Below are 4,077 nucleotides of genomic sequence, written 5' to 3'. Positions count from 1 at the left end.
TGTAGCTCATCGCCGCGCCCAGCCGGCCCAACCCAGCGCCGCGGCGCAGGCCACCACCATCGCGCCGTAGGTCGCCATCGCGCCGTCGCGACCGGTCAGCAACAAGCCGCCGATGAGCGCGAGCAAAGCAGCACCGCTGGCCCAGCCGCCCAGCCGCAGCAGCGGCACGGGTTTGAGTGCGCGCCGCCACACCAGCTTCGCCAGCCCGGCGGCGACGAAGCCCAGCATCAGCGCGGGCAGCACGAAGTTCATCAGGTGAATGAGAGCGAGAGAAGCGGTCATGGCGGCGGGCCGGGTCGGCGGAGCGGTCCGGACGCGAGGGGTGCGCGAAGGTCGGGGCCGCTGTCGGCAGCGCAATGCCTGGAGAAGACCCGCATTTTATAATCTCGGCATGTCGGTGTTCGCGCTGGGCCTGAACCACACGACCGCGCCGCTCGATCTGCGCGGTCGTTTTGCGTTCACGCCCGAACAGATCGCACCGACCTTGCAAGGCCTGCAGGAACGACTGATCGCCTCCGGCCGCTCGCCGGCCGCCGAGGCGGCCATCATTTCCACCTGCAACCGCACCGAGCTGTACTGCGCCGCCGAGCCGCGCCTGATGCGCCCGGCGCTCGAGTGGCTGGCCGGCGTGGGCGGCATCGGCGCCGATGCGCTCACGCACCACGCCTATGTGCTGCAGGGCAGCGAGGCGGCGCGCCATGCCTTTCGCGTGGCCAGCGGCCTGGATTCCATGGTGCTCGGCGAGCCGCAGATCCTCGGCCAGATGAAGCAGGCCGTGCGCGAGGCCGACGCCTGCGGCATGCTGGGCAGCACCCTGCACCAGTTGTTCCAGCGCAGCTTCGCCGTGGCCAAGGAGGTGCGCACCTCCACCGAGATCGGCGCGCATTCGATCAGCATGGCGGCCGCCTCGGTGCGGCTGGCGTCGCAGCTCTTCGAGGACCTGCGCGAAACCCAGGTGCTGTTCGTCGGCGCCGGCGAAATGATCGAACTGGCCGCCACCCACTTCGCCGCGCGCGCGCCGGCCAGGATCACGGTGGCCAACCGCACGATCGAGCGCGGCGAGAAGCTGGCCCTGCGCTTCGGCGCCGAGGCCATGCGCCTGGCCGACCTGCCGGCGCGGCTGCACGAGTTCGACGTCATCGTGACGTGCACGGCCAGCTCGCTGCCGCTGATCGGCCTGGGGGCGGTGGAGCGTGCGCTCAAGGCGCGCCGACGCCGGCCGATGTTCATGGTCGATCTGGCCGTGCCGCGCGACATCGAACCCGAAGTCGCCCAGCTCGGCGACGTGTACCTCTACACCGTGGACGACCTGTCGGAGATCGTGCAGGGCGCCGGCGAGAAGCGCCAGGCCGCAGTGGCGCAGGCCGAAGTGATCATCGAGACCGGCGTGCAAAGCTTCGTGCACTGGCTCGATCAGCGCGGCACCGTGCCGTTGATCCGCGCACTGCAGGCGCAGACCGACGACTGGCGCAGCACCGAGATCGCGCGCGCGCACAAGCTGCTCGCCCGCGGCGAAAGCGTCGACGCGGTGCTCGACGCGCTGGCCCGCGGCCTGACACAAAAGATGCTGCACGGCACGCTGACTGAGCTGGGCAGCGCCGCACCGGCGCAGCGCGAACAACTGAGCGAGACCGTCTCGCGCCTCTTCCTGCGCGGGCCCGAGCCCCGCGGCGCCGTCTTTGCGCTCGACGAGAACGGCGAAGCGCTCTAGCGCCGCAGCCGCACGGCCGCGGTCCTTGCGGCTGCGTTCCTCTTGCGGCGGCACACTTCTTTGTCCGTCTTCCTCCTCATGAAACCCGCCCTGCGCCAGCAACTCGACCGCTACACGCACCGGCTGGCCGAACTCGACTCGCTGCTGGCCGACCCGGCCGTGATGCGCGACGCCGCCGGCTTTCGTGCGCTCAGCCGCGAGCATCAGGAGGTCGCCGGCATCGTGGAGCGCCGCGACCGGCATGCGCAGCGCGAACGCGATCTGGCTGCCGCGAACGAGATGGCCGCCGACCCGGAGATGGCCGAAATGGCCGCCGAGGAAACCACCTCTGCGCAAGACGAGCTTCAGCGCCTGGAGGTCGAACTGCAGCGCCTGCTGCTGCCGCGCGATCCCGACGACGCGCGCAACGCCTTCCTGGAAATCCGCGCCGGCACCGGCGGCGACGAGTCGGCCCTGTTTGCCGGCGACCTGCTGCGCATGTACAGCCGTCACGCCGAACGGCAGGGCTGGAAGCTCGAGCTCGTCAGCGCCAGCGAGAGCGATCTGGGCGGCTATAAAGAGGCGGTGCTGCGCATCGAGGGCCCGACGGCGAGCGCCGGCGCGCCCCTGCTCGGCGTGTTCGGCTGGCTGCGCTTCGAATCGGGCGGCCATCGCGTGCAGCGCGTGCCGGCCACCGAGACGCAGGGCCGCATCCACACCAGCGCCTGCACCGTGGCCGTGCTGGCCGAGCCGGACGAAACGCAGGAGGTCACGCTCAATCCGGCCGAGCTGCGCATCGACACCTACCGCGCCAGCGGCGCCGGCGGCCAGCACGTCAACAAGACCGATTCGGCGGTGCGCATCACCCACCTGCCGACAGGGCTTGTCGCCGAATGTCAGGACGACCGCTCGCAGCACCGCAACAAGGCCAAGGCGATGGCCGTGCTGGCCGCGCGGCTGCGCGACCGCGAGCGCATCGAACGCGAGGCCCGTGAAGCGGCCACGCGCAAGGGCCTCATCGGCAGCGGCGACCGCAGCGATCGCATCCGTACCTACAACTTTCCGCAGGGCCGGCTGACCGACCACCGTATCAATCTCACGCTGTATCAGCTCGGCGCCATCCTCGACGGGGACCTCTCTGCGGTGCTGCGTGCGCTCGTTGCGGCGCGCGAGGCCGAGCAGCTGGCCGAGCTGGAGATCGGCGACCGGTGAACGCCGGGCCCTCCGGCCTGCACACCGTGGCAGCGGCGTTGCGCACGGCGCGCGGGCACGGCGTCGATCGGCTCGATGCGCAGGCGCTGCTGAGCGCTGTGCTGCGGCAGCCGCGCGCTTGGCTGCTCGCGCACGACGAGGCGGCACTCGAAGGCGAGGCACAGACGCGCTTTCAGGCGCTGCTCGAACGGCGCGCGCAGGGCGAGCCCCTCGCCTACCTGCTCGGCGAAAAGGAGTTCTTCGGCCTGCCGCTGGCCGTGACGCCCGACGTGCTGGTGCCGCGGCCCGACACCGAAACGCTGGTCGAATGGGCGCTCGAACTGCTGCCGGTCGACATCAGCATGCGGGTCGCCGACCTCGGCACCGGCAGCGGCGCCATCGCACTGGCACTGGCGCGGCACCGGCCGCTCGCACGCATCACGGCAGTCGATGCCAGCGCGGCGGCATTGGCGGTTGCGCGGGGCAATGGCGAGCGGCTCGGCCTGGGGGTCGAATGGCTGAAGAGCGACTGGTTCGAGGCGCTGGCCGGGCGCCGCTTCGAGTTGATCGTGAGCAACCCGCCTTATATCGCCGAGGGGGACATCCATCTTGAAGCGCTGAGCCATGAGCCGCGACAGGCGTTGACCGCCGGCACCGACGGCCTGGATGCCATCCGCCGCATCGCTGCCCAGGCGCCGGCGCGACTCGAGCCCGGCGGTTGGGTGTTGCTGGAGCACGGCTTCGAGCAGGCCGAGGCGGTGGCGGGCCTGCTTGCGAAAGCCGGTTTTCGCGACATCGCGATGCGTCGAGATCTGGGTGGCCGGCGGCGTTGCACGGGAGGGCGGGTTGTGGGCTGACGCTTGCACGAGGGTCGGACGGGGCAAAGCCGTGGGCGGGTGTGCGGCAGCGCGCCGGCTCGGCGGTCAGCCCTGCGGGCCGACTTCGCTGTGCTGCTCGGGCTTGCGGGCCGTCGCACAACTCGCTTCGTTCGCTGCGCTCACTGCGCTCAGACAGGTGCGACGAGTCAGTTGACGAAGCGCGCTGCGCGCGCTGCCCGCAAGCCCTGCGCTGCTCGCCGCCGCACAGGCGCGCCGCCGCACACCCGCCCACGGCTTTGCAAGAGGCACCGTCCCTCTTGATAGAAAGAAGGCACTTCGCGGGCATCGAGCCCGCGAAGTGCCGATTCGATGCAGGCT

General features: G+C 70.9%; 4 protein-coding genes. 3 read left to right on the top strand and 1 reads right to left on the bottom strand.

Going from position 1 to position 4,077, the window contains the following annotated elements; all coding sequences use genetic code 11:
• Positions 1-6 precede the first annotated feature (6 nt).
• A complete protein-coding gene (locus H0W38_RS18095; RefSeq protein ID WP_292456688.1) occupies positions 7-282 on the bottom strand; it encodes a hypothetical protein in 276 nt (91 codons plus the stop codon).
• 109 nt (positions 283-391) lie between these two features.
• Here H0W38_RS18095 and hemA point away from each other — a divergent pair, with 109 nt between their 5' ends.
• From hemA to prmC, 3 genes are all read left to right on the top strand, one after another.
• Entirely contained in the window at positions 392-1,711 is a 1,320-nt protein-coding gene (hemA, locus tag H0W38_RS18090; protein WP_292456685.1) for a glutamyl-tRNA reductase, read from the top strand.
• Between the two features lie 78 nt (positions 1,712-1,789).
• Positions 1,790-2,902, top strand: a complete 1,113-nt coding sequence (gene prfA / locus H0W38_RS18085; protein WP_292456683.1) for a peptide chain release factor 1 — start codon at positions 1,790-1,792, stop codon at positions 2,900-2,902.
• The gene (prmC, locus tag H0W38_RS18080) at positions 2,899-3,738 is read left to right on the top strand and encodes a peptide chain release factor N(5)-glutamine methyltransferase (protein WP_292456681.1); all 840 of its coding nucleotides are present in this window, start codon (positions 2,899-2,901) and stop codon (positions 3,736-3,738) included. Before prfA ends, prmC begins: the two co-directional genes overlap by 4 nt.
• The last annotated feature ends 339 nt before the right edge of the window (positions 3,739-4,077 follow it).

This window comes from Methylibium sp. (assembly GCF_013817365.1).
Taxonomy (GTDB): Bacteria; Pseudomonadota; Gammaproteobacteria; order Burkholderiales; family Burkholderiaceae_C; genus Methylibium.
This window is presented reverse-complemented; position numbering and strand designations above follow the sequence as displayed.

What these genes read in the sequence shown, in the direction of transcription:
- H0W38_RS18095 (WP_292456688.1), bottom strand. Translation starts at nt 282, where the DNA reads ATGACCGCTTCTCTCGCTCTCATTCACCTGATGAACTTCGTGCTGCCC.
- hemA (WP_292456685.1), top strand. Translation starts at nt 392, where the DNA reads ATGTCGGTGTTCGCGCTGGGCCTGAACCACACGACCGCGCCGCTCGAT.
- prfA (WP_292456683.1), top strand. Translation starts at nt 1,790, where the DNA reads ATGAAACCCGCCCTGCGCCAGCAACTCGACCGCTACACGCACCGGCTG.